Annotated in this window: 17 protein-coding genes and 3 pseudogenes; 15 read left to right on the forward strand and 5 right to left on the reverse strand. The window is 59.7% G+C overall.

The genetic code is table 11. The annotated features are described in order from the left end of the window. Nucleotides 1-25 precede the first annotated feature (25 nt). A pseudogene (locus K9D25_RS21415) lies at nt 26-702 on the reverse strand (IS6 family transposase). Nucleotides 703-948: 246 nt separating this feature from the next. Here K9D25_RS21415 and K9D25_RS21420 point away from each other — a divergent pair. After that, a complete protein-coding gene (locus K9D25_RS21420) occupies nt 949-1,740 on the forward strand; it encodes a FadR/GntR family transcriptional regulator (protein WP_408647764.1) in 792 nt (263 codons plus the stop codon). Between the two features lie 250 nt (nt 1,741-1,990). Here the strand turns inward: K9D25_RS21420 and K9D25_RS21425 are convergent. From K9D25_RS21425 to K9D25_RS21435, 3 genes and pseudogenes are all read right to left on the reverse strand, one after another. Continuing rightward, nucleotides 1,991-2,150: pseudogene (locus tag K9D25_RS21425) on the reverse strand (IS5/IS1182 family transposase); the annotation flags it as partial. A gap of 68 nt (nt 2,151-2,218) precedes the next feature. Beyond that, nucleotides 2,219-2,979, reverse strand: a protein-coding gene (locus K9D25_RS21430; protein ID WP_203196925.1) for an IS5 family transposase whose coding sequence is annotated in 2 segments (ribosomal slippage) — nt 2,219-2,652 and nt 2,652-2,979 — 762 coding nt in all. Because the reading frame shifts where the segments join, the coding sequence is not laid out codon by codon here. Between the two features lie 186 nt (nt 2,980-3,165). Continuing rightward, on the reverse strand, nt 3,166-4,428 hold the full coding sequence (locus K9D25_RS21435; RefSeq protein ID WP_203196924.1) for a CaiB/BaiF CoA transferase family protein: 1,263 nt from the start codon (nt 4,426-4,428) through the stop codon (nt 3,166-3,168). Nucleotides 4,429-4,789: 361 nt separating this feature from the next. Here K9D25_RS21435 and K9D25_RS21440 point away from each other — a divergent pair, with 361 nt between their 5' ends. From K9D25_RS21440 to glcF, 12 genes are all read left to right on the forward strand, one after another. Then, entirely contained in the window at nt 4,790-6,145 is a 1,356-nt protein-coding gene (locus tag K9D25_RS21440) for an IS1380-like element ISPme1 family transposase (RefSeq protein WP_244375073.1), read from the forward strand. Further along, nucleotides 6,136-6,999, forward strand: coding sequence for a carbohydrate ABC transporter permease (locus tag K9D25_RS21445; RefSeq protein WP_244451097.1), 864 nt, complete (start codon nt 6,136-6,138; stop codon nt 6,997-6,999). Before K9D25_RS21440 ends, K9D25_RS21445 begins: the two co-directional genes overlap by 10 nt. A 77-nt stretch (nt 7,000-7,076) precedes the next feature. After that, nucleotides 7,077-8,669, forward strand: a complete 1,593-nt coding sequence (locus K9D25_RS21450) for a GMC family oxidoreductase (RefSeq protein ID WP_203196933.1) — start codon at nt 7,077-7,079, stop codon at nt 8,667-8,669. Between the two features lie 147 nt (nt 8,670-8,816). Then, complete coding sequence (locus tag K9D25_RS21455; protein WP_137113779.1) at nt 8,817-10,247, forward strand: aldehyde dehydrogenase family protein; 1,431 nt, start codon at nt 8,817-8,819, stop codon at nt 10,245-10,247. 41 nt (nt 10,248-10,288) lie between these two features. Beyond that, nucleotides 10,289-11,683, forward strand: a complete 1,395-nt coding sequence (gene gor / locus K9D25_RS21460) for a glutathione-disulfide reductase (RefSeq protein ID WP_137113695.1) — start codon at nt 10,289-10,291, stop codon at nt 11,681-11,683. A 137-nt stretch (nt 11,684-11,820) separates the two neighbouring features. Next, entirely contained in the window at nt 11,821-13,362 is a 1,542-nt protein-coding gene (locus K9D25_RS21465) for a class I adenylate-forming enzyme family protein (RefSeq protein WP_244451098.1), read from the forward strand. Between the two features lie 99 nt (nt 13,363-13,461). Next, nucleotides 13,462-14,901, forward strand: coding sequence for an aldehyde dehydrogenase family protein (locus K9D25_RS21470; RefSeq protein WP_137113697.1), 1,440 nt, complete (start codon nt 13,462-13,464; stop codon nt 14,899-14,901). Between the two features lie 255 nt (nt 14,902-15,156). Then, nucleotides 15,157-16,824, forward strand: coding sequence for an FAD-binding oxidoreductase (locus tag K9D25_RS21475; RefSeq protein ID WP_137113698.1), 1,668 nt, complete (start codon nt 15,157-15,159; stop codon nt 16,822-16,824). Nucleotides 16,825-16,831: 7 nt separating this feature from the next. Then, nucleotides 16,832-17,512: a glutathione S-transferase N-terminal domain-containing protein gene (locus K9D25_RS21480; protein WP_137113699.1), complete on the forward strand. Its 681-nt coding sequence runs from the start codon at nt 16,832-16,834 to the stop codon at nt 17,510-17,512. Nucleotides 17,513-17,607: 95 nt separating this feature from the next. Further along, nucleotides 17,608-19,089, forward strand: a complete 1,482-nt coding sequence (locus K9D25_RS21485; RefSeq protein ID WP_203196932.1) for an FAD-linked oxidase C-terminal domain-containing protein — start codon at nt 17,608-17,610, stop codon at nt 19,087-19,089. Beyond that, the gene (locus K9D25_RS21490; protein ID WP_203196920.1) at nt 19,089-20,294 is read left to right on the forward strand and encodes an FAD-binding protein; all 1,206 of its coding nucleotides are present in this window, start codon (nt 19,089-19,091) and stop codon (nt 20,292-20,294) included. The genes K9D25_RS21485 and K9D25_RS21490 overlap by 1 nt, the downstream gene beginning before the upstream one ends. A gap of 2 nt (nt 20,295-20,296) precedes the next feature. Next, a complete protein-coding gene (gene glcF / locus K9D25_RS21495; protein WP_137113780.1) occupies nt 20,297-21,628 on the forward strand; it encodes a glycolate oxidase subunit GlcF in 1,332 nt (443 codons plus the stop codon). Nucleotides 21,629-21,773: 145 nt separating this feature from the next. Here glcF and K9D25_RS21500 read toward each other — a convergent pair. Then, nucleotides 21,774-23,738 (reverse strand): annotated as a pseudogene (locus K9D25_RS21500) (Tn3 family transposase); the annotation flags it as partial. Here K9D25_RS21500 and K9D25_RS21505 point away from each other — a divergent pair. Beyond that, entirely contained in the window at nt 23,735-24,928 is a 1,194-nt protein-coding gene (locus tag K9D25_RS21505; RefSeq protein ID WP_244451099.1) for a site-specific DNA-methyltransferase, read from the forward strand. The pseudogene K9D25_RS21500 and the gene K9D25_RS21505 sit on opposite strands and share 4 nt — an antisense overlap. Then, on the forward strand, nt 24,928-25,545 hold the full coding sequence (locus tag K9D25_RS21510) for a DEAD/DEAH box helicase family protein (RefSeq protein WP_244451100.1): 618 nt from the start codon (nt 24,928-24,930) through the stop codon (nt 25,543-25,545). Before K9D25_RS21505 ends, K9D25_RS21510 begins: the two co-directional genes overlap by 1 nt. Nucleotides 25,546-25,583: the final 38 nt, after the last annotated feature.

Below are 25,583 nucleotides of genomic sequence, written 5' to 3' on the forward strand. Positions count from 1 at the left end.
TGCCTCCGGCCTTTGACGCGGTGCTTCATGATCGTTGGCCCTGATGTTTTACGCTGAACCTAGTCCGCCTCACTTTATCGCGCTTGGCTGACGCAAGACAACACCACCGGTTTACAAGTTCGGCGGTCCACATCCGCTTTGAGTGTTGCAGCGCCCCTTGCGATCGGAAGCACTGCATCATCCGCTGCCGTTTTCGCAGCGACACATGCGAATTCTCCGCCCGGTTATTAAATCCCTTGTGCGAACGGTGTTCTACATTCGGCATGAGCTGCCGCTGAGCGGTCCCTTAGGAACATAACTTGTCGGTGATCATCCGCTTTGGTATGATGCCTTGCTTGGTCAGCAATCGCTTGGCCGCCTTGGTATTGCGCGCTCTGGACGATCTCGTCGAGCACATAGCCGTCTTGATCGACGGCCTGCCACAGCCCGTGCTTCTTGCCGGCGATGGTGATAGCCACCTCGTCCAGATGCCACACGTCGCCCCGGCTGGGCTGCTCGCGTTGGAGGTGACGGGCGTAGTCCGGGCCGAACTTCTTTGCCCAACGGCGGATCGTTTCGCAGGAAACGACAATGCCGCGTTCCATCAGCACTTCATTCGACAAGACACAGGTTCAGCGGAAACCGAAAGTAGAGCCAAACAGCATGGGCGATGATCTGCGGTGGGAAACGATGGCGCTTGTAGCTAATCGGCGAGGTGCTCATCCACCTGCCTCTATCGCAATGTCTCTGACAACCCGTTACCGTGACGTCGCCCTCGGCGGAAATCAACAACCTCTCGCCCGCAGCGGCACTGAATGATCCAACCCTCGCGAAAGCCAGCGCATTTTCAGCAGTCTCCTAACGGGTATTGCTGCGTTAAGCATTGAGCTTTTCTGACCCAAGCTGCACAATATCGTGATTTGGGGGCTTATAGAGCGCCTCTCGGGGTAGAGACAGAAGGCCTGAACGATGGACAAAGCGGCAATGAAAAGTCGAACCGAAGATCTGGCCACGTCTCCGAACACTGTTCAGAAGATTCTGTCGTTCATCTATCAGCGTCGCTATGAACCCAACGAGAGGCTCCCCTCCGAGCGGGATTTTGCGGAGCGATTCGGGACCAGCCGAGCTGCCGTGCGCGAAGCCCTTGCCTCCCTTGAAACGATGCGGGTGATTGAAAGACGACCCAATTCCGGGATCTTTCTGCGGAATTCCGACGAGAGCAGCATCGAAGCGTTGGTGCTTCATGCTGCGTCCGGGTTGCCGTTTTCCCCGGAGGAAGCGACCAACGTTTTCGAAGTGCGGCGAATTCTTGAAGTTCAGGCTGTCAAGCTTGCCTGTGATAACAGAACCGCTGAAGACATTGAGAATATGCGTAACATTCTCAAAGAGACGAAAAAGCTCCTCGAAAAGCAGAAATCCATACAGAAAGAGGATGAGGAATTTCATATGGCCATCGTTTCGGCCACGAAGAACAGGATACTTGTCCGAATTGTAAAGTCGTTCTACGAGCTCTCCAGGGCCCGCCGTGAGATATATTTCTCAGATCATGAGAGAAGCAAGCGCGCCTATGAAGACCATACTGGCATACTCGAGTCGATCGAGGCACGCCGCGCGTCCGATGCCGGGAAAAGAATGACACAACATCTGTCACAGGCCCTGGCGACCTGGCAGATCCTGCTTAGCGAGACTAGTCCCCGAAAGGATGATCGAGGGCCGCTCGCGCTTGTTGTAACTCAGCTGCCAACTGGACAACCGCGTTAACCTCGCGAGATTGCGGATTTAATGATTCTCACGTCCGTCACAATTTGGAGACGGGACAATGGATCGGCGGACGCTATTCGGACTTTCGGAACAACTGGACGGTTTCGAAGAACGGCGTTTGGCGAGCGGGATAGTTTAGTTTCGCGGTTTGCGCGGTTCTGAAGCTGTTTTCGGGTTTTGCGCCGAGGCTGTGATGACGCCTGCGGCGGCTGATGCTACGGTCATGCGGCGTTGATACGCCACAGGTAATAATGCGGCGGAATTTGTAGACGAGGTTGGCCATGCCGATCTTCATCTGCGCACGTTTGATGCCGACGGTGCGAATGAAGAGCGGCGAAGACATGCTCGACGCGGGAGCGGATGACCGACTTTCCGGCATTGGCGCGACGGGTCGGCGCAGGCATGTCGGGCGCGGCGGCTTCTTGCGGTGTGTGGCATGAATCTGCCCGAAACAGCCTAGGCTGTAGTGACGATTTAACTATCTGAGCCAGATTGCTATTGCGGCGATGAGCACGAAGCCTCGGAAGTTTGCGAGGAGCTTGTCGTATCTGGTGGCGACGCGTCGGAACTGCTTGAGCTTGGCAAAGAAGCGCTCGATGAGGTTGCGCTCCTTGTAGAGGCGCCAGTCGCAGGCATGAGGGCGCCGCCGTTCGGGCCGTGGCGGAATGACGGGAGTAGCTCCGGCGTCGAGAATGGTGTCGTGGAAGTGCTCGGCGTCGTAGGCCCTGTCGGCGATGACGTGGCGGGGTTTGAGGCCATCCAGCAGGTCCTTGCCGTAGATCACGTCGCCGCGATGGCCCGGTGCGAGCACAAAGCGCACCGGCAGGCCCAGCGCATCGACGGCGGCATGTATCTTGGTTCCTAACCCGCCGCGTGAGCGGCCAAGGCCTTGGGCGTCCGCTCCCCCCTTTTTCGCCGCGCTCCAGCGGCTTGCGACTGAGCGCGGATGGAGGTGGAATCGATCGCCACCCAATCGAGGTCTGCTTCCTTGGCCAGCGCCTCGAACAGTCTTTCGAGCACGCCCATCTCGATCCAGCGGTAGTAGCGCCGCTTGGCGGTCTGATAGTTGCCATAGCGCTCGGGCAGATCGCGCCAGCGCCCGCCCGAGCGCGCCATCCAGATCAAGGCATCGACAAAGCGCCGGTTGTTGGTGCGCGGACCGCGACGTCCTTTGCGACCGCCCGGCACAAAAGGCTCAATCCGGGTCCACTGCTCATCGTTCAGCGCATCCATGTCCATGACTGACCTCCAAAAGCCAGTCTTGAATCACGAAGCTCCCAAAAACGGAATCCCTAAATCGTCACTACAGCTTAGACCGGCCTTCAAAGGCCGGAACCAAGGCGACCCAATCCCCGCCAGCTGCCAAAATCCCACATTCTCAGCGAATACCGGCCAAAATCGAATCGCTTAATCCGGGTTGTCCAGCTATCCGCCGACAGCTTCATTCTGCGTCGCTCCGACCGCCTCAGCGTTCCACGAATATATGACGCCTCGCTGACGCAATCGGTGGATCTCCTCAATGCTGAGGTTCAGAGCATCCGTGAGCACTTGATCAGTGTGCTCGCCAAGCATGGGAGGCGCGGAGGAATACTCGATCTTGGTGCGCGAGAATTTGATAGGATTGGCGACCAGCGGCGCTGAATTGCCGCTCGCATGCTGCAAATCGATTCGAAGCCCACGATGAACCACCTGAGGATGGGCGAAAGCCTGGTCAAGCTTGTTAATAGGCGCGCAGGGCACGCCGATCGGCTCAAGCAGAGAAATCCAGTGTTCTGACGTGGCGTGCTTGAGGTGGTCAGACACCAATGGAATGAGCGCCTCGCGATGCCGGAGCCTGTCTGTATTGGTCTTGAAGCGCTCGTCCGCGGCCAAATCCGACAGACCGGCGGCCATGCAGAACTTCCTGAACTGCTGGTCATTTCCCACAGCGAGAACAAAAGCCCCGTCCGAAGTCTCGAAAACCTGGTAGGGAACAATATTGGGGTGGGCGTTGCCGTAGCGCCTGGGCGGATTGCCCGTGGTGAGGAAATTCAAGTTCTGGTTGGCCAGCGAGGCGACTTGGACGTCGAGCAACGCCATATCAATGTTCTGGCCTTCGCCTGTTCGTTCACGGTGGAGCAATGCGGAGATCACCGCAGTTGCGCTATAGATGCCTGTCAACAGGTCGGAGATTGGCACTCCCACTTTCTGCGGGCCGCCACCCGGCCGGCCATCGGCCTCTCCGGTAATGCTCATCAAGCCGGAGATGGCCTGGATCGCCATGTCGTAACCGGCCACATTTTTCATCGGGCCGGTCTGACCATAGCCGGTGATCGAGCAGTAGATGATGTCCGGCTTGATTAATCGCAGGGTCTCGTAATCGAGGCCGTAGCGCTTCATGTCGCCAAACTTGTAGTTCTCGATCACGATATCGGCTTGCTGCGCCAGCGAGCGTACGAGGTCAGCCCCCTCTTCAGTGGCGAGGTCGATACAGATCGACTGCTTGCCGCGATTGGCGCTGAGGAAATATGCGCTTTCTTGCGTGCCTTTGAGGTAAGGAGGCCCCCAATGGCGGGTGTCGTCTCCGGTATGGGGCTTTTCAATTTTCCAGACGTCGGCGCCGAGATCTGAAAGTATCTGCCCGAGCCATGGGCCGGCAAGGATTCGGGAAAGGTCCAGAACGCGATATCCAACCAAGGGGCCAGCCATAGTTCCTCCAATAGCACTCGCGCCTTGTCCGCCCCGGCGCGGTTAAGAATCACTTATATGGTTATACCAAATTGGTCAATCCAAATGTGTGTACCAGAACTACTTGTTGAGCCAAATCCAATTGACTCGGCTTCCAAGCTGGTCTACCCAATTTGGCCTACAATAAGGCCATCTGGAGGAGATGGCGCGCGCTACGACCCGCTGGTCGATAGCGCAATCAGGGAGGCGGTAACTTTATGGCGCGAATAACGCTCCAGAACGTATCGACCCACATTCTCCAAGTAAGTCGCTGATTTCGCTGTCGTAATCGTGATATTTCGCATATAAATCATGGCGTTGACGGCTGCGAGGGGCGCGTTTCATGGATCACCTGGAGGGTGCGGGCTTGGCGCGGGGAGATCGGGTTGATTTCGACCGCCGTGTGCGTCTGGAGTTCCGTGGTGCGCAGATCAGTTCAGACGGTGGCCTGCTGGTGATGCGCGAGCTTGATGACGTGCTCGGCCTGTCCAATCTGGCGTCGGAGGCGCTGCGAGACAGCCGCACCGGGAAGAACACGCTCCATCGGCTTGACGGATTGTTCCGGCAATCGGTGTTCGGACGACTGGCCGGATACGAGGATGTGAACGATGCCGACCGCTTGGCCCTCGATCCCGTGATGCGTCAGGTCGTTGGCGGCAGGGCCGTCGAGGCGCAAGCTGCTTCGGCATCGCAGATGGGACGGTTCGAGACCGAGACGCTGGCTCTGGCCGCGAACCGGGCGGCGCTGGCCGATCTGAACGGCCAATGGATCGACCGGTTTCATGACCGCAACGGGTTGAAATACATCGTGCTGGACATGGACAGCTCGGTCAGCCCCACCCACGGCGATCAGGAAGGTGCTGCCTGGAACGGGCATTTCGACTGCACCTGCTATCACCCCATCTTCTTGTTCAACCAGTTTGGCATGCTGGAGCGCTGCGCCCTGCGTAACGGCAATGCCCACAGCGCCGATGGCTGGCGGGATGTCCTTGATCCCGTCATTGCCCGATATGCTGGCCGCGACCTTGGTGGACGCTTCTTCCGGGCCGACGCTGCCTACGCGATCCCCGCGATCTATATGCGGCTGGAAGAAGCCAGGTTCTTCTACGCCATCCGTCTGCCCGCCAACGCCGTCTTGCGCGAGAAGATCGCGCATCGGCTGACACGGCCCGTGGGACGGCCTTCGCTGACCAAGGTCAAACGGTTCTTCGAGGACTTCGAGTATCAGGCGGCGTCCTGGGACAAGCCGCGCCGCGTCATCGCCAAGATCGAATGGCATCCGGGCGAGCTGTTCCCCAAAGTCGGCTTCATCGTCACCAACCTGCCGATGGAGCCAGACTGGGTGGTGAGGTTCTACAACCAGCGCGGCACCGCAGAGCAGCACATCAAGGAAGGCAAATATGCCTTTCGCTGGACGCGGCTGTCATGCCGGAAGTTCCGGCACAACGAGGTGCGGCTGCAACTGCACGCGCTGGCCTACAACCTGGCAACCTTCCTGCGCTGCATCGAACTGCCCGAGGCCATGGCGGACTGGTCGTTGACCAGCCTGCAACTCAAGCTGATCAAGATCGGCGCCCGCGTCGTCCGCCACGCCCGCGCCATTACCTTCCAGTTGGCCGAGGTCGCCGTCACCGGCCCGATGGTGCGGGCCGTCCTTGCCGCCATCCGCCGTCTTCGAACGCCTCCGTCATGCGCATGACCACGATCCATGCCCAAGCTGAACGAAAGCGGCAGGACAGGTCCGTCTGCCGCGCGGAAAAGCGGCTCTGCCGGGCCAGAATGCTGCGGGTTCGAGGCTTGATCCACCCGACTTCGGCCGTTTGCGCGACGACAGACACCGCTCGGGGCGAAAAACGCTTGCCCAGCGAGCAAAATCAGGCGATCTTGAAGTCAAGCGGCAGGCCACTTGGGGAATGTCGGCTAAGTAGCCTCCTGAACTCGACGCTCATGGCGACGGGGACCATCATCGTCTCCATGATACTGTCCGCCTTCATCGCCTATGGCGCAACACGGCTGCGCTTCCGCGGCAAGACGATCCTGATCGCTTCCATGCTGTTTGCGTATATGTTTCCGCCGCTCATGCTGGCGATCCCGATGGCGGCTGTATTTCGCTCGATCGGCCTAGCTGACAGTCTATGGGGGTTGCTGATTGCGCACCTCGCCATTTCGCTGCCGCTTGGTGTCTGGCTTTTGTGGGGCTTCTTCAAATCGATGCCGTTCGATCTGGAAGAGGCCGCAATGGTCGATGGCTGCTCGCAGTTTGGCGCATTCTTCCGAGTGGTTTTGCCGCTGTCCGCACCCGGCCTCATTACGGTTGGAATTTTCTCGTTCCTCCTGTCTTGGGCCGACTATGTGTTCGCACTCATCCTGATCATGAGCGACCAGAAGAAGACGCTGCCCGTCGCCCTAGCATCGATGCTCGGCGCGCAGGACCTCAGATGGGGAGAGATACTGGCAGGCTCGTCACTGATCGCGCTGCCTTTGTTCGTCGTGTTCGCGTTCTGCTATCGATACTTCGTGGCCGGCCTTTCAGCCGGTGCCGTGAAGGGTTGAGCATTCGCAGCATTGATTAAGTTCGGCCAGGTCCAACAGCGTACGGCCAGGCTGGCGAAGACCCGTGATGTTTGGAGATAGCTGTGTCGAACTACGACTACGTCATTATCGGAGCGGGCTCCGCCGGATGCGTTCTGGCTTCGCGGCTGAGTGAGGATCCCGACGTCAGGGTCCTGCTGGTAGAGGCTGGCGCCCCGAAGTCGCTTTTCGTACGCATGCCTGCCGGCATCCGAGTGCTCTACAACAGCAAGAAGTACAACTGGCGCTTTTGGACGGAGCCACAGACGCATCTCAACAACCGCAAAATATACATCCCGCGCGGTCGCGTCGTTGGCGGATCCTCCGCGATCAATTCGATGATCGCGATCCGGGGCAACCCGTGGGACTACGACAATTGGGCGAAGGAAGGCATGCCGCAGTGGGGCTTCGACGAGATGCTTCCGTACTTCCGTAAACTGGAAGACGCCACGCTCGTTTCAGGCAACAAAGACCCACAGCGCGGATACCAAGGACCAATCCGCCTATCCTACGGTCCCGAGCGAGAAACAGCGCAGGCGCTGATCGATAGCGCCGGCGCGGCGGGTTTGCCGTTCAATCGCGGATTCAACGGAGCCTCGCAGATCGGCGCAGGCTTCTATGAACTCTCGATCGCCGACGGAACACGCTCGGGCGCTTTCAAATATCTCGAGCGGGCGAAGGGTCGCGACAATCTCACAGTCATGGCCGATTGCAGGGTCCACCGGCTGCATATGGAGGGGAATCGCGCGCGGGGCGTCGTCATTGCGTCGAACGGGCGCGAAGCCACGGTTTATGCGGACCGGGAAGTGCTGGTCGCCGCCGGAGCCATCAACTCGCCGCAACTTCTGATGCTCTCAGGTATCGGCCCTGCCGATCACCTTGCCTCCGTCGGTATCAAGACGCTTATCGACCGGGCCGGCGTCGGCGAAAACCTTCAGGACCATCTCGACTGCACGATACGCTTCGAGGCTTCGAAGCCAAATACGCTGACGCCATATCTCGGCTTGCTCAAGGGCGGCATGGCGGGGGCGGAATATATCCTTCGAGGCACCGGACCAGCCGCTGCTACCGGCATCGAAGCCGGCGCGTTCTGGGGGCCGGATCGTACATCAAAACTCCCCGAATGGCAGGCGCATTTCATCCTGGCTCTGCGCAATCCGCCGCCGGGCGAGCGCATCGCACATGGTTTTGCGCTCCGTGTCTGCCAGCTCCGCCCCGAAAGCCGCGGCACGCTGCGTTTGCGCAGCGCCAATCCTGCTGATCATCCGCTGATCGATCCGCGCTTCGCGTCCGTACATGCGGACTTCGAAAGCCTTCGCGATGGCATGGCGGAGATGGTCGATATTGCCACCCGCCGACCATTCGCTGATCACGTGAAGCGGCCGATCGATGCAGCGGCTTTCAGAGGGCGGGGCTCGCTAGAGGCCTTCCTCCGCGAAAAGTCCGAGACAGTCTATCATCCCGTCGGCACCTGCCGCATGGGTGCGGATGACGATTCAGTGGTCGATCCTGATATGAAGGTTCGTGGCGTCGATGGTCTGCGCGTCGTCGATGGCTCGGTCATGCCCACGCTGATCAGCGGCAATACCAATCTGCCGATCATGGCCATGGCGGAGAAGATCGCTGACCAGATCGCTCATGGAGCGATCTAACGTCGCGTTTTCGAGCAATCCAGGGCTTGATCAGAGCGGCTGACAACCAGCAGGCCACAACGCAATTCGTTGGATGCCAACCAGACTTGTTTCGATTTTCCATCGCAAGAGCAGTTCAACCTTGCGCTGTCCAATCTGGGAGTGACGATCTTGAGATCAAAGCAGTTCTACATCGGAGGGCAGTGGGTTGACCCGATTGCGCCGAACGATCTTGATGTGATTGATCCTTCCACCGAACGGCCTTTCGCGACTATCAGCCTGGGTTCCGCTGCCGATTGTGACCGTGCCGTTGCCTCTGCCTCCGCCGCACTTGCGGACTGGGCATCGACTGACGCCGCAGACCGACGCGCGCTCGTGGTCCGGATTCTCGCGCAGTATGAGAAGCGCAAGGAAGATCTGGCGCAGGCGATGAGCCAAGAGATGGGCGCGCCCATCGATTTTGCGCGGAACTCTCAGGCACCCAGCCTGCCGTGGCACCTGAAGAATTTCCTGACCGCCTTCGACGAGATCAAATGGATCAGGCCGCTCGGCGTCCACGCACCAAACGACATGATCGCGATGGAAGCGATCGGGGTTGTCGGGCTCATCACGCCGTGGAACTGGCCGACGAACCAGATAACCCTGAAAGTCATCCCGGCATTGCTGGCGGGCTGCACCTGCGTGCTGAAACCCTCCGAAGAAGCGCCGATATCGGCTCTGATCTTCGCCGAAATGATGCATGACGCGGGCGCGCCGGCCGGTGTCTTCAATCTTGTCAACGGTGATGGAGCGGGCGTCGGCGCGCGCCTGTCCGAACACCCGGATATCGACATGATCTCTTTCACGGGTTCTACGCGCGCCGGTCGCGCCATCTCAAAGGCTGCCGCCGAAACGATGAAGCGGGTGACGCTTGAACTTGGAGGCAAGGGCGCGAACCTGATCTTCGCTGACGCAGACGAACAGGCGGTGGTGCGCGGCGTGAAACATTGCTTCAACAATGCCGGCCAATCGTGCAATGCGCCGACACGCATGCTGGTCGAGCGTCCGGTGTATAGCGCGGCGGTCAACATCGCGCGGCAGGTTGCAGCTAGCACGAATGTAGGTCCTGCAAGCGAGCCGGGCAGCCATATCGGGCCGGTCGTCAACGCTCGGCAATGGAATCAGATTCAACGGTACATTCAGACAGGAATAGATGAAGGCGCAACGCTGGTCGCGGGTGGGGTCGGCCGGCCCGACGGTCGCAATTCCGGCTATTTCGTCAAGCCGACGGTGTTCGCCGATGTTGAGCCCGGCATGACCATCGAACGGGAGGAAATCTTTGGCCCTGTGCTGTCTATTATTCCGTTCGATACCGAAGATGACGCCGTTCGCATCGCCAATGACACGCCCTATGGCCTGACGGACTACGTTCAGACCACGGACGATGCGCGGCGACGTAGGCTTGCGCAGCGGCTGCGCGCCGGCATGGTCGAAATGAATGGCAAGCCGCGCTCCGCAGGGGCGCCGTTTGGAGGGGTCAAGGCCTCCGGACGTGCGCGGGAAGGCGGGATTTGGGGCATCGAGGAATTTCTCGAGGTGAAGGCGATCTCTGGCTGGTAATCCCGTCAATCGAACACCGCAGGCTTTGAGAAGGATCACGGATGGCGCAGTACGACTATGATTTGTTTGTCATCGGTGGGGGATCTGGCGGTGTGCGGGCGGCCCGCGTTTCGGCTGCTTTGGGCAAGCGCGTAGGACTGGCCGAAGAGTACCGGTTTGGCGGCACCTGCGTGATCCGCGGCTGCGTTCCCAAGAAGCTTTTTGTCTATGCCGCCCAGTTTGCCGAGCAGTTCGAGGACGCCGCCGGCTTTGGCTGGGCCTTGCCGTCGCCCACGTTCGACTGGAAGATGCTTGTCTCTAACAAGGACAGGGAAATAGAGCGACTTGAGGGCCTGTACCAGAACGGCGTCAGGAATGCAGGCGGCGATACGATCCGGTCGAGAGCTGTGCTGGTTAACAGGAACACGCTCCTTCTTGAGGACGAGCAGCGGACCGTTACCGCTGACCAGATACTGGTTGCCACGGGCGGCAAGCCAACGCTGCCGGTCAACCTGCCTGGCATCGAACATTGCATCACATCCAATGAGGTTTTCGATCTTCCAGCGCTGCCGAACGCGATCGTCATCGCCGGAGGTGGTTACATCGCGGTTGAGTTCGCAAACATTTTTCATGGGCTCGGGGCAAAGGTCACCCTTGTCTACCGCGGTAAGGAAATTCTCCGACGCTTCGATCACGATCTGCGCCAGTCGTTGCATGCGTCAATGGAGACCAAGGGCATAAGGATCATCACCGAGGCGACGATCGAGCGCGTCGCCCGACCATCCGGCGCGGAGATCAAAGTCGATCTGAGCACGGGCGAAGAGCTGACGTCGGATCAAGTCATGATGTGCATCGGCCGGGAACCGAATACGCAAGGCCTCGGCCTGGAGAAGGCCGGGGTTGAAGTCGGACCTTTCGGCGAGGTGCTGGTCGATGAATTCTCACGCACAAGCGCGCCGAATATCTGGGCCGTGGGCGATGTGACCGACAGGGTGCAACTCACGCCTGCAGCGATTCACGAGGCGATGTGTCTCGTCGAGACGCTCTGGAAGAATAATCCGACACGCCCCGATCTGGACCTCGTTCCGACTGCTGTCTTCTCGCAACCGGAGATCGGCACCGTTGGCTTGTCCGAGGAGGCGGCTGGGGCGCAGTTTCAGGACATTGATATCTACCGTGCGCAATTCCGGCCGATGCGCAACACGCTTGGCAGCCGAAGCGAACGCATGCTCATGAAGCTGGTCGTTGACGCCAAGACGGATGTCGTTCTCGGCGCGCATATTTTGGGCGCCGACGCTGGCGAGCTTGTCCAACTGCTCGGGATCACCTTGAAAGCCGGGATGCGCAAGCTGGAGTTCGACCGCACGATGGCAGTGCATCCGACTGCGGCTGAGGAACTGGTTACAATGTATTCCCCGACTTACCGGATCCGGAATGGAGTTCGGGTGGAAAACTGACAGCGTCAGGCATGCGCAGGCTGCGCTCAGCAGCTTGACATTACTCAGAATGGTATACCACAATGGTATACCATTCTGTCGGGAAAACTTGAGACGTCTCGGCATTCTCGGGGCGTTAGGGATGGAGCCTAGTCATCATGGATCTGCTTTCGAACTTGCCGGATCGCATCCATGAGATTCTCAAGGAGGGCGCGAAGAAGGGTGATACGCGCGTCGCCATTACCGACGAACTGGGAAACGACTGGTCCTATGCCCGGATGATTTCCACTGTCGATCGGGTGGCGACCGAGATGAGCGAGCTTGGCATTCGCGCCGGCGACCGGGTAATGATTGTTTGCGAGAACTCGGTAGCCGCAATCATCCTGATGTATGCGGCCAGCCAACTCGATGCATGGGCGGTGACCACGAACGCGCGCCTGAGCGAGCGCGAGATCGCATTGATCGAGCACGACAGCCAGCCAAGACGGGTCTTCTACACCAGCCTAGTGTCACCAGACGCCGATGTTCACGCGACCAATGCCGCGGCCGAAACCTTGCATATGAGCGGGATCGGAGAGGTCAAAGTCGGCAAGATGAATGAAAGTGCAGCGCCGGAAAAGGTGTATGAGGACGCGGCGAAACAGGTCGCGGTTCTGATCTACACCACGGGAACGACAGGGCGCCCAAAGGGCGTAATGCTCAGTCACCGGAACCTCTTGTACGTAGCCTGCCGCGGCCAGCGAATGAAGACGCTGTTTGCCGAAGATGTCGCCTGGTGTGTCATGCCGATTTCGCATTCGTATGGGCTGGTGCTGTTGCAGGGGTTGCTGTTCGCCGGCGGCCGCCTCAAGATCATGCCGAGGTTTGATTTCGAAAAGACGCTGGATGCGGTTGCGAGCGGCGAGGTGACGATCCTGAATGCGGTTCCGGCGCTGTTGAACCGGGTGATCGCGCATGTCGAGAAGAACAATCTCACGATGACGCCAAACAGTCTTCGCTACGTCTATTCGGGAACGGCCCCGCTGGACCTTTCGCTGCGCCAGAAGGTCGAGAATATCTTCGACGTCGTGCTGCACAACGGTTACGGCCTGACAGAAACGTCGCCGACGATCAGCCGCACGATCTATGAGAAGGGCACTGGCGAGATCAACATCGGGACCCCGATTCCGGGCGTCACGGTTAAGGTCGTGGGCGCGAACGGCAATGAAGTTGGCCAGGGAGAAAGCAGCGAGCTTCTGGTCAAGGGGCCAAATGTGATGCTCGGCTACTATGGGCAGCCGGAATTGACCAGGGACGTCATTGATGCCGATGGCTACCTGCGCACTGGTGATCTCGTGAGCCTCAATGAAATGGGCGAAATCACCATTCAGGGAAGGTCAAAGGAACTGATTATTCGCTCCGGCTTCAATGTCTATCCGCAGGAGGTCGAGGCGGCGCTCAACGCGCACGATGCGGTCCTGAACGCGGCCGTCATCGGCGTTCCGGTGGAGGGCAACGAAGAAATTATTGCGTTCGTTGAATTGGTCCCCGGCGGGGCAGTCGAACCAGCCGAGTTGTCGGCGTTCATCGAGAACACGCTCGCCCAATACAAGCGACCGCAACGCATTGTCGTCCTGCCGCAGCTGCCGATGGCTCCGAACGGCAAAATCAGAAAGCATGAACTGAAGAAGTTTGCGCAACAGTCCCCGATTGAAGACTGACCCGGCATTCTAGCAAGCGTCGCCCCGCAAAGCGATTTCCCTTCGATCGAGGTCGGCTCTGGAAGCCGGTGATCGAGCATCCTCCCAAGGAGCAACCCCGTGGCTGAACTGCACAAGAATCTGATCAATGGCGAATGGATCGGCGGCGAACCGGTTCCCAACATCAACCCATCGAACACCGATGACGTTGTTGGGGACTATGCGCGGGCGACCAAGGCTGATGCCCTTACCGCAATCGCTGCCGCAAAGTCCGCCTTCCCGAAATGGTCGCATTCGGGACTGCTTGAGCGAAATGCCATCCTGAAGAACGCAGCTATCGAGATAATGGCGCGGAAGGACGAACTTGGCAGGCTGCTTGCGCGCGAAGAAGGCAAGACGCTGGCCGAAGGCATTGGCGAAACCGTGCGCGCGGCCCAGATCTTCGACTTCTTCGCCGGCGAGGCCTTGCGGCTCGCCGGCGAAGTCCTACCGTCGATTCGGTCCGGCTATTCTGTGGAGATCACACGCGAGCCGGTCGGTGTGGTCGGCATCATCACGCCGTGGAACTTCCCGATCGCCATTCCGGCCTGGAAGATCGCGCCGGCGCTCTGCTATGGCAACACGGTTGTGTTCAAACCGGCGGACCTCGTTCCCGGCTCGGCATGGGCGATCGCCGATATCCTGCACCGGGCGGGCCTTCCCGCTGGCGTCCTAAATCTCGTGATGGGCCGTGGCTCGGTGATCGGACAGGCGATTCTCGACGGCGCCGACGTCGCGGCGATTAGTTTTACCGGCTCGACATCGACGGGCAAGAACGTAGCGCTGGCGTCCGTCGAACATCACAGAAAGTTCCAGCTCGAGATGGGCGGCAAGAATCCGCTCGTCGTGCTTGACGATGCGGACTTAGCTACCGCCGTCGAATGCGCCGTCAACGGCGCGTTCTTCTCTACAGGACAGCGCTGCACTGCGTCCTCGCGTCTGATTGTCACCAAGGGCATCCACGACGCGTTCGTCGAAGCCGTGGTCAAAAGGCTGGAAAAGACAGTGGTCAACGACGCGCAGAAACCCGGCACGCATATTGGTCCGGTCGTCGATCAAAGCCAACTGGACCAGGATGAGAAGTATATCGCAATCGGCAAGGGGGAGGGTGCCCAGATTGCGTTTGGCGGAGAGCGGCTTGAGCGGGAAACTCCCGGGTTCTACCTGCAGCCCACGCTTTTCGTCGAAGCTCATAACGGCATGCGTGTTTCGCGTGAGGAGATTTTCGGACCGGTTGCCGCCGTGATCAAAGCGCAGGACTACGGCGAGGCTCTTGCATTGGCGAACGACACGCCGTTCGGACTATCATCGGGAATTGTTACTCAGAGCCTCAAATACGCCACCCATTTCAAGCGGAACAGCGAGGCAGGCATGGTCATGGTCAATGCACCGACGGCCGGCGTCGATTTCCACGTTCCGTTCGGTGGGCGCAAGGGTTCAAGCTACGGACCGCGCGAGCAGGGCCGCTATGCTGCGGAATTCTACACGAGTGTGAAGACCGCCTACACCAATCCGGGATGACGGCACAGCGCCGGCCGTCATCGGGCGTGAGCGCGACAAACCTGGCCTCAGAGCCGGGCGATGATCGCCGCTTGCGTGCGCTTCCCATTCGCAAGAAACGCTAAAACCACGCCACGATTTACCCGCCTTACGCGTTGACTATCCAATTTGGATATGCCAAATTGGTTTACCAAAATGGAATACCTTGGCACGCAAGGTAGTTACTTGCGTCCAGGCGGAAACATTGGCTTGGCGTAAACTGAAGGAGGAAAACCGGTGGCGAGACAGAAGAGCGGCTACTACGGCAAGCGCCGGAAGTTCTGGACATGGGGCTACGAAGGCGAAGATAATTCGAACGAAGAAATCAATGTCATGCGCGAGCGCGTTGAACAGCGCCTCGGCATCAAGGACATCAAGATCCTCACTGACCCGACGCTGGATGAGATCGAGCTTCACCCAAGCCGTATCAAGATACCGCAGTCGCTTGAGGCCTTCTGTACGACGGACAAATGGGATCGCGTCGCACATACCTATGGCAAGGGCTTCAAAGACCTGACGCTTGTCTATCGGCGTGAGTTCAGCCGAGCTCCTGATGTCGTCGCATATCCGCAAGACGAGGCCGACGTTGCAGCCGTCTTCGACTGGTGTGGAGAGAACGGCTACGCCTGTATTCCCTTCGGCGGCGGATCGAGTGTGACAGGCGGTTTCTGGGGCCCCGATCGCGACGCATTTCCAGGTGTCGTGGTTGTCGATCTGGGTAACCTCAACAAAATCCTTGAGATTGATCCGGTATCGCGCGCCGCCCGCATTCAGGGCGGCATTCTCGGGCCGGCTCTTGAGGAGCAGTTGAAGCCGCACGGCCTGACACTGCGCCACATTCCACAGTCTTGGGAATTCTCGTCGCTCGGCGGCTGGATTGCCACCCGATCTGCCGGTCACTATGCGACCCATCTCACGCATATCGACGAAATGGTGGAGAGCCTGCGGGTCGTAACTCCGACCGGCACGCTTGAGAACCGTCGCTTGCCTGGCTCCGGCGCCGGTCCCGATCCGAACCGCATCTTTATCGGCTCCGAGGGTACGCTCGGGATCATCACCGAGGCCTGGATGCGCTTGCAGGGACGGGTCAAGTTCCGCGCCAACGCGGCGATCTCGTTCAAGTCCTTCTATGAAGGCGCCAAGGCTGTGCGCCAGATTACCCAGGCGGCGCTATTTCCCGCAAACTGCCGTTACCTCGATGAACTTGACGCCAAGTTCTACGGCGCGGGCGATGGAACGGAGTCGGTCTTGTTGCTCGGCTTTGAATCCGCCGATCACCCAGTCGACGCATGGCTCGATCGCGGCATCGAGATCTGTCAGGACTTCGGCGGCACGGTAAAGCAGCGTGCTGGAACCAGCGACAACGCTCTGGAAACCAGCAGAAGCGGCGCACAAGGCAACTGGCGTCACCAGTTCCGCTACCTGCCCCGTCTTATGCACACCCGCGCAGCTATGGGCATCGTCAGCTTCACCTTTGAAACGGCTTACACCTGGGACAAGTTCGAAGCGCTCGATACCGAGATCATGCGCCGGATTCGCGAAGTCCAGAAAAAGGAGCTTGGGGGCGGAATTATTTGCCGGCGGTTCTCGTTCCTCTATCCGGATGGACCGGCACCGTACTATTCGATCATGGCGCCTTCAACGCACGCCAACAGCCTCGAAGCCTATACGTTGCTGCACGACGTCGCCTCAAATGCTCTGATGGAGCTCGGCGGGACGTGTACTCACCATCACGCGGTAGGCAAGACGTTCCGGGAGTTCTACGACATGGAAGCCGATCCGACGTTCAAGCGGGTTCTAGGCGCTGTGAAGACGGAACTCGATCCGAACTGGATGTTGAATCCGGGCTTGCTGCTCGACCGTCCGAAGGGCGCAAAGGCCCCTCCCCTGAAGATTGTCGGCTAGCTTGGCCATGATTGATCTCTACTTCTGGCCGACGCCGAACGGTTATAAGGCGGCGATTATGCTCGCCGAATTGGGCCTGCCTTACAATGTCATTCCCGTGGACATCACGGCAGGTGAACAATTCCGCCCGGAATATCTGGAGGTCAATCCCAACAACAAAGTGCCGGCCATCGTTGATCACGATGGCCCGCACAACCGGCCGATCAAGATATTCGAATCGGCGGCAGTACTGCTCTATCTCGCCGAGAAGACCGGGCGCTTTCTGCCGGAAGATCCGGTGAGGCGATATGAGGCGATCCAGTGGCTCATCTTTCAGAATGCCAGCATGGGGCCGATGCTCGGCCAGGCGCATCACTTCATGGTTTATGCCTCAGAGAAGATTGACTACGCTATCGAACGCTATGATCGCGAGGCCGGACGAATCTACAACGTCCTAGAGAAGCGCCTCGGCGCAGAAGAATATCTCGCCGGCGAATATTCGATCGCTGACATCAGCACATTCCCGTGGGTGCGTACGCGCAAGTTGCATCGTCGCGACTTGGCTGACTACCCCAATATCGATCGTTGGTACCATGCCATCAAGAACAGGCCAGGCGTTCATACGGGATTGAACACGCTGGCCGAGAAGAAGACTTGGGAAGCAAAGCCGGGCACGGACGAGTGGACGAACATGTTCGGCAAGAATTGACCGAACCGCCGCAGCGTCAAACTGTGAGAAGTCGATGATCGCTCTCAATGCGTAACCGAGGCGTTTGATATCGGAGTTGATCCTTGTCGATTGTCATGCCCGAGCCACTGACGAGCGTCCTTTCCCGCCGTGCGGAGATCGTTGCCGAGATGCGTGCGATCGTCCCAGGCGAAGGCGTGGTCGACGCCGTCAATGAGATGCGCGTCTTCGAGTCGGATGCGTTGACTGCCTATCGGCAGTTGCCCCTGGTTGTGGTGTTGCCGGAAACCGTCGAACAAGTTTCGGCCGTCCTGCGCTTCTGCAATGACAACGGCGTTCGCGTCGTGCCGCGCGGATCGGGCACGTCGCTGTCGGGCGGTTCGTTGCCGCTGGCCGATGCGGTTCTGCTTGTGATGAGCCGTTTCAACAGAGTCCTCGAAATCGACTACGCGAACCGAGCAGTGGTAGCGCAACCGGGCGTGACTAATCTCGGCATCACCAACGCCATCGAAAACGAAGGGTTCTACTACGCGCCAGATCCATCCTCGCAGATTGCCTGCTCCATCGGTGGCAACGTGGCGGAGAATTCAGGCGGCGTGCACTGTCTGAAATACGGACTGACCGCCAACAACGTGCTTGGGATCGAAATGGTGCTGGTGAATGGCGACATTGTGCGTCTTGGCGGAAAGCATCTGGACTCTGAAGGCTATGATCTCCTGGGCCTGATGATCGGCTCGGAGGGGCTGCTCGGCGTCGTCACGGAGGTGACGGTGCGCATCCTCAAGAAGCCAGAAACCGCACGCGCCGTGTTGATCGGATTCCCGACCAGCGAGCAGGGCGGCCAATGTGTCGCTGACGTGATCGCGGCAGGCATAATCCCCGGCGGCATGGAAATGATGGACCGCCCAGCCATCGAGGCGGCCGAAGATTTTGTCCGGGTCGGTTATCCGCTCGATGTCGAAGCGCTCCTGATCATAGAGCTTGATGGCCCGCCCGCCGAAGTCAATCACCTGATTGCGGAAGTGGAGCGGATTGCCGGGCAAAATGGCTCCACGACCTGCCGCGTCTCGATGTCCGATGCGGAACGGCTTTCCTTCTGGGCGGGGCGCAAGGCTGCATTCCCCGCGGTTGGCCGCATTTCGCCTGACTATCTGTGCATGGACGGCACGATCCCGCGTAAGGAGTTGCCGCGCGTGCTGGCCGGCATGCGGGAGCTTTCCGTGAAGCACGGGCTGCGGGTGGCGAATGTGTTTCACGCCGGCGACGGCAACCTCCACCCGCTCATCCTGTATGATGCGAATATTCCCGGCGAGCTTTCTGCAGCAGAAGAGTTTGGAGCAGACATCCTGCGGCTGTGCGTGAGGGTCGGCGGCGTGCTGACCGGCGAGCATGGTGTCGGCGTCGAAAAACGCGATCTTATGCCGGAGATGTTTTCGGAGGCCGATCTCGACCAGCAGATGCGGATCAAATGCGCATTCGATCCCAATCACTTGCTCAATCCCGGCAAGGTGTTTCCGCAACTGCGGCGCTGCGCGGAACTTGGCCGCATGCACGTGCATCGCGGACAGCTTCCATTTCCGGACATCCCAAGGTTCTGATGGCGGCGTTTTCACCAGCAACACCGGAGGAAGTCCTGTCTGTCGTCAAATGGGCGGCGGGCGAAAGGGCTACGCTGGAGATTACGGGCAATGGGTCAAAACGCGGCATTGGATGGCTCGCGCAGACTGAACACACGCTGGAACTCTCGAAGCTTGTTGGTGTGACGCTCTATGAGCCCGACGAACTAGTGCTGTCGGCCCGAGCCGGAACGCCAATCGCGGAGATCGAAAAGCTGCTGGCCGATCGGAACCAGCGTCTGGATTTCGAGCCTATGGACTACGGTCCACTGCATGGAGCTCAACGTGGAAGAGGTACGATTGGCGGCGCGTTGGCGGCCAACCTGTCGGGCCCACGCAGACTGAAAGCTGGCGCTGCGCGCGACCACATCCTTGGCGTCAGCGCAGTATCCGGGCGCGGCGAGGCCTTTAAGGCGGGCGGGCGCGTCGTCAAGAACGTCACCGGCTACGATGTATCAAAGGCAATGGCCGGATCATGGGGCACACTGGCCGTCTGCACGGACGTTACCTTCAAGGTCCTGCCCGCCGCTCAGACGGAAACGACCCTCGCCATTCGTGGCCTGCAAGACCGCGAAGCAGCGGCGGCCATGGCGCAGGCGATGGGTTCCAGCGCCGAGGTCTCCAGTGCAGCGCATCTGCCGGAGCGTCTGGCGGGAGCTGTCGGCGATGGCGCGTTGGGACCGGAGCCGGCCACCTTGCTGAGATTGGAAGGCCTGCCGCCGTCAATTGAGTATCGCCTCGAACTGCTCCGCAAACTCCTGGCAACGGCCGATCTGCAGGTATTCGATGAGGATAGATCCTCGACGATCTGGCGCGATGTACGCGATTGCATCCCATTCGCTGACGGCACGCAAACACCTGTCTGGCGTGTGTCGATGCGACCCTCGGCGGCGCCTGCGATGACGATGGAGTTGCGGCGCACCACGCCCGCGTCCTTCTTCTACGATTGGCAGGGTGGCCTGATCTGGCTCCGCATGGAAGGCGGAGAGCCGGAAGCAGAGTGCCTACGCACTTTGGTGAAAAGGCACGGCGGCGGGCACGCGACGCTGGTGCGGGCGAGCGCTGAAGCGCGCGCGACCGTTTTGGCCTTCGAGCCACAGGCGTCAGCCCTGCGCAATCTCAGCGACCGCGTGAAGGCATCTTTCGATCCCCACAACATTCTCAATCCCGGACGGATGGCTGGTTGACTATGCAGACCAATTTTCTGCCCGAACAACTCGCCGATCCGGGTGTTGCAGAGTCGGAAAAGATCCTGCGCAAATGCGTGCATTGCGGTTTCTGCACTGCGACCTGCCCGACCTATGTCACGCTGGGCAATGAACTCGACAGCCCCCGTGGGCGGATCTATCTCATCAAGGACATGCTGGAAAACGGGCGTCCGGCGGATAACGAGATCGTCACGCATATCGACCGCTGCCTGTCCTGCCTCGCTTGCATGACGACGTGTCCGTCAGGTGTGAACTACATGCATCTGGTTGATCACGCCCGGGCGCATATCGAAAAGACCTACCGTCGTACTGTGATGGACAGGCTGATCCGGGCAGTACTAGCGAAGGTGTTACCCTATCCTGGGCGATTCCGCGCGGCACTGAAGCTGGCTGCCCTGAGCCGCCCGTTTGCTGGCCTGTTCAGGAAGTCCGCGGCGCTGAAACCGATCGCCGCCATGCTCGATCTGGTGCCGGCTTCCCTTCCGCAAGCGCAGAACGGCCCGCGCGGATTGAACGGACCGATGCGCGGGCGGGTGGCTATGCTCACGGGTTGCGCTCAGCCTGTACTCAATCCGGGCATCAACGAGGCGGCGGCGGCGCTCTTGGAACGGCTCGGTATCGAGATCATGGCTGTGCCTGGAGAGGGGTGTTGCGGCGCGCTGGTGCATCATCTCGGCCGCGAAGAGGAATCGCTTGCGCAGGCAAGACGCAATGTCGATGCTTGGTCGCGGCTGATCGACAGCGCAGGGCTCGACGCCATCGTCATCACCGCGTCGGGCTGCGGCACGACGATCAAGGACTACGGTTACATGCTGAGGCTGGACCCGGCCTATGCCGACAAGGCGGCGCGGGTTTCAGCGCTGGCTAAGGATGTGACAGAATACCTGACTACCCTCGACATGCCCGAACCAACGACAGTACCGGGCCTTGCCGTGGCCTACCACTCTGCCTGCTCGATGCAGCACGGCCAGAAGATCATGCGCCAGCCCAGGGATCTCCTCAAGCGCGCTGGCTTTGACGTGCGCGAGCCTCGAGAGGCACACCTCTGTTGTGGTTCGGCCGGCACTTACAACATCATGCAATCCGAGATTTCCGCCAAACTGCGCGACAGGAAGGTGAAGAATATCGCCGCAACCGGCGCCGACCTCGTCGCGACCGGCAATATCGGCTGCATGACGCAAATCGCCGATCGGGCAGGTATGCCCATCGTACATACCGTCGAACTGCTTAACTGGGCGTACGGCGGCGAGAGACCGGTCAGTATACGGCGCAGCGACGATGGGGCAAACCAAGGAGTGGCGCGCACGCGGTGACGCGATGTGCAGTCGGGGGCGAAATCACGGCGCCGTCGGGGTTGGAAATTCTGTGTTCGGATTGAAAATTGGGAGAATGAAAAATGGCGATGACGCTGGAACAGGCCAACATGGGGTCGTTTGCGGGAGGGGGCGGAATCCTACGCTAAGGCTTTGGCCACCGATATTCGCCGGTGAGGTTGATATGCTCCCATCCCAGCGGCGAGACATGGGCCAAGAGATCGGGCGACAGCGGCTTTCCATCGCGTTTCTGGTTGGCGACGACTTCGCCGAGCTTCATGGTGTTCCAGAAGATGATGATGGCGGCGAGCAGGTTCATGCCGGCGATCCGGTAATGCTGGCCTTCGGCGGAACGGTCGCGGATTTCACCCCGGCGATGGAAGCTGATGGCTCGTTTCAGCGCGTGATGGGCCTCGCCCTTGTTGAGCCCGATCTGGGCGCGGCGTTGGAGATCGGCGTCCAGAATCCAGTCGATCATGAACAGCGTCCGCTCGACGCGGCCTACTTCCCGCAGAGCTGTGGCCAGTTCATTCTGCCGCGGATAGGAGGCGAGCTTGCGCAAAATCTGGCTAGGCGCGATGCCTCCGGCTGCAATGGTGGCGGCGATGCGCAGGATATCGGGCCAGTTGCGCTCGATCATGGCCTGATTGATTTTGCCGCCGATCATGGCCCGCAAGTGGGCCGGCGCGGCCGATGGATTGAACGCATAGAGTCGCTTGGACGGCAGATCCCGGATGCGAGGGGCAAACCGGTAGCCGAGAATGGCGCATGCGGCAAAGACGTGATCGGTGAAGCCGCCTGTATCGGCGAACTGCTCGCGAATATGGCGGCCGGCATCGTTCATGAGCAGGCCGTCGAGGATGTAGGGAGCTTCGCTCGCCGTCGCAGGAATCACCGGGGTCGCGAACGGCGCATATTGGTCCGAGACGTGGCTATAGGCTTTCAGACCCGGGGTATTGCCGTATTTCGCGTTGACCAGGTTCATGGCCTCGCCTTGTTCCGTAGCGGCGAAGAATTGCCCATCGCTCGAAGCGGAGGCGCCCATGCCCCAGAACCGGGCCATTGGTAGCGCCGCTTGCGCCTCGACCACCATGGCCAGCGCCCGGTCGTAAGCTTCGCCCTCGACATGCCACCGTCCAATGCGGATCAACTCCCAGAAGGTGTGCGTGTTCGTCGCGTCGGCCATCTTGCGCAGGCCGAGGTTGATCCCTTCCGCAAGGATGACGTTCATCAGCCCGATCCGGTCGGCGCAGGGCGCTCCGGTGCGCAGATGCGTGAACGCTTCGGTGAAGCCGGTCGCTGCATCCACCTCCAGCAGGAGATCGGTGATCCGCGTGGGCGGGATCTGCTTGTAGAGATCGAGCACCAGATCTTCGGCGCCGGTCGGTACGGCAGCTTCGAGCTTCTCGATATGCAGAACGCCGTTTTCGATCGACCCGCCGGGAATCGTGCCGGTGCGCGCGGCGCGGCCCAGTTCGCGTAACCGGATATCGAGGCGAGCTTGCCGATCCGCCAGCCATTCTTGCGGCCGCAATGGCACGGCGAGACGACCGCCTTCCGCGACAGCCTGCGCCGGAACGAGCGCATGCTTCAGGTCGCCATAGCGCCGGGATCGGGCCAACCAAATATCTCCGGATCGGAAGGCATCGCGCAGATGGAACAGCACCGCTATCTCCCAGAGGCGAGTGTCGCCGACCGCCTGGGCACGAAGATGGCGATGCCATTTCGAGCTGGGCCGAAGGAAGCCGGTATGTGCGGCATCGTTCAAGCCAGTACGCAAAGCCATCACCGCTTCGAGAAGCGGGAGCGCGATCGGCGCAGCCCGCAGATCGAGCAGGCGCAACATGCGCGGAGCGTACCGCCGGAACCGATGATAACCGTCGAGTACATGATTGAGAGGATCGTCCGCCATGGTGGCGGTCAGCCGGGTTGCCATTGCAACAAGGGTCTTGAAGCCGTCCCACCCTGATCCGCTCGCGATGACGTCGCCCAGCGGCTGGCCATCATCCTGTGCGTCGACCAGAGCGCCGCCGATTTCGGCGAAGGATTTTAAGGTGTCGCGCACCGCGTTCGCTTCGTCGGCGACTTTCGCTTGGCAAATGCGCTTTGAAAAGATTCAAACCGGACGAAACGGGACGGCTCTGCCGATCTGACGTTAACCCGACGGGCGGCGGCACCAGAAGAATATACCTCGATGAAGTTGAGGGCGATATTATTGACTCGGTTTGGGATGACATTCCGCCAGTTAATCCGGTTGCGAAAGAGCGGGTGGATTATGCCACGCAGAAACCGGAGAAATTGGTAGAGCGGATCATTGAATCGTCATGTCCTCCTGGCGGTTCGATTGCTGACTTTTTTGCAGGTTCTGGCACAACGGCTGCTGTGGCCGAACGGCTCGGCCGTCGCTGGATCGTGTCCGATCTCGGGAAGCCCGCGTGCATGATTACACGCAAGCGTCTGATCGACCAGGACGCCAAGCCGTTCCTCTACCAGCACATTGGCGACTACCAGGTTGAACAAATGCGCTCCACGATGGGAAGTCGGTTCCGCATCGGCGATCTGGCCGAAATCGTGCTCGGCCTCTATGGCGCGCTGCCGCTGCCCGTAGAGGAAAACCCGAACAAGAACATGGGCAGGCTTCAGGGGAGCAAAACGCTCGTCCTCGCGGACAGCCCCAACAAGATGACCGGCCTCGCCACGCTGCGCCGTGCAATCGAAATCCGCGACAACCTCATGGGCGGGTGGGATAAGGTCGTTATCCTGGGATGGAATTTCTCACCTACGATCGGCCATGACATTGAGGCACTGGGGCAGGGGGACCGGCTGGAAGTGCTCGTGATCCCGCCCGATCTGCTCGACCGGCTGAAGAAGAAAGGCCACAAGCTCAAGGCCGACGAGGTGCGCTTTTCGTCGCTGCAATATCTCAAGCTGGGCGCGGTTTCCCGCAAACAGGACGGGGAGGGGGAAGCCTTGTCCGTAGAGATCGCCAATTATGTGTTGCTGTCTCCGGAGGCGTTGAATCTCGACGAAGCTAACCGCGAAAAACTGCAAAAGGTCATCAATTCCGATCCTTTGGCGCTGATCGAATATTGGAGCGTCGATCCTGACTATGACGGCGAGGTGTTCCGCTCCGTCTGGCAGGACTATCGCGGAAACACCGAGAACGATGCCGACGCTTATCGTGTCATCACTACGGCACGGCTCACCGGCCTTTCTAAGAAAGATGGCCCCCGCCGCGTCTGCGTGCGCGTGGTTGATGTGTTCGGCTTCGAGGCCGAAGCAACTGTCGAGGTGGTATGATGGCGAGCATCAACGATCTTTCGCTTGCCAAGGGTTTGACGACCCAGGTCGAAGACGCCTGCGCCGGCTTGGAAAGCGGCGAAGCACCGATCCTAGATCATGTCTCGGAGATCACGGCCGAACTGTTGAAATGGTGGTTCCAGACTGAATTTCAGGACGCCCGCACCTTCAATTTCCATCCCGGCCAGCGGCAAGCCCTGCTGAACGTGATCTATGCCCATGAGGTTTTGGGCATTGCGTCCCTGCAAGACCTCTACCAAATCGCCGCCCCTGACGTGATGCTGACAAGCACGCGGGATTCCGAGATCATCCGCGCGCCGAAAAATGCCTATCCGAAATACTGCCTGAAAATGGCGACCGGAACGGGAAAGACCTGGGTTCTGCAAGCCCTCATGGTCTGGCAGATTCTCAACGCGAACCGCGCGCCGGATAGCGACCGCTACACCAAAAACTTCCTCGTCGTTGCCCCCGGCCTCATCGTTTACGATCGGCTGCTTGACGCCTTCATGGGGAAGGAACGAGACGGCAAGCGCGATTTCACGATTTCTGACCTGTCGATATTCCAGGAACTGTTCATCCCACATTCTCCAAGTAAGTCGCTGATTTCGCTGTCGTAATCGTGATATTTCGCATATAAATCATGGCGTTGACGGCT

This window comes from Ancylobacter polymorphus (assembly GCF_022836935.1).
GTDB lineage: Bacteria > Pseudomonadota > Alphaproteobacteria > Rhizobiales > Xanthobacteraceae > Ancylobacter > Ancylobacter polymorphus_A.

Coding starts and splice junctions, on each gene's coding strand:
- K9D25_RS21420 (WP_408647764.1), top strand. CDS start 949: ATGGACAAAGCGGCAATGAAAAGTCGAACCGAAGATCTGGCCACGTCT.
- K9D25_RS21435 (WP_203196924.1), bottom strand. CDS start 4,428: ATGGCTGGCCCCTTGGTTGGATATCGCGTTCTGGACCTTTCCCGAATC.
- K9D25_RS21440 (WP_244375073.1), top strand. CDS start 4,790: ATGGATCACCTGGAGGGTGCGGGCTTGGCGCGGGGAGATCGGGTTGAT.
- K9D25_RS21445 (WP_244451097.1), top strand. CDS start 6,136: ATGCGCATGACCACGATCCATGCCCAAGCTGAACGAAAGCGGCAGGAC.
- gor (WP_137113695.1), top strand. CDS start 10,289: ATGGCGCAGTACGACTATGATTTGTTTGTCATCGGTGGGGGATCTGGC.
- K9D25_RS21465 (WP_244451098.1), top strand. CDS start 11,821: ATGGATCTGCTTTCGAACTTGCCGGATCGCATCCATGAGATTCTCAAG.
- K9D25_RS21480 (WP_137113699.1), top strand. CDS start 16,832: ATGATTGATCTCTACTTCTGGCCGACGCCGAACGGTTATAAGGCGGCG.
- K9D25_RS21485 (WP_203196932.1), top strand. CDS start 17,608: ATGCCCGAGCCACTGACGAGCGTCCTTTCCCGCCGTGCGGAGATCGTT.
- K9D25_RS21490 (WP_203196920.1), top strand. CDS start 19,089: ATGGCGGCGTTTTCACCAGCAACACCGGAGGAAGTCCTGTCTGTCGTC.
- glcF (WP_137113780.1), top strand. CDS start 20,297: ATGCAGACCAATTTTCTGCCCGAACAACTCGCCGATCCGGGTGTTGCA.
- K9D25_RS21510 (WP_244451100.1), top strand. CDS start 24,928: ATGGCGAGCATCAACGATCTTTCGCTTGCCAAGGGTTTGACGACCCAG.